This window comes from Bartonella queenslandensis AUST/NH15 (assembly GCF_000312585.1).
GTDB classification, from domain to species: domain Bacteria; phylum Pseudomonadota; class Alphaproteobacteria; order Rhizobiales; family Rhizobiaceae; genus Bartonella; species Bartonella queenslandensis_A.
The window spans coordinates 1-216 of record NZ_HE998508.1 but is presented as its reverse complement, the minus strand read 5'-3'; the positions used below and the strand labels follow the sequence as shown (position 1 = coordinate 216).

Sequence of the window (216 nt, the reverse complement as noted above, 5' to 3'; positions counted from 1 at the left end):
CGGTAGGACAAAAAAATGCTAATGATAATAATCCAAATACATCTTATTCCATATTAGATAACCGTATTGGTGAAACTTACGCCGCTCATTCAAAAACAAGTTTATTACAAGCACTTTATGACAGTTATATCCGTGCTATTCGTTGGGCTAGTGACCGTATAAAAAACCGCGGTATTATTGGTTTTGTCACAAACGCGGGCTTTATTGATGGAAGTT

At 36.1% G+C, this 216-nt stretch carries 1 protein-coding gene; it reads left to right on the top strand.

The window, feature by feature from the left end:
• Positions 1-216 (top strand): hypothetical protein (locus BN338_RS12595; RefSeq protein WP_039762761.1); only part of this gene is annotated, 216 nt, incomplete at both ends.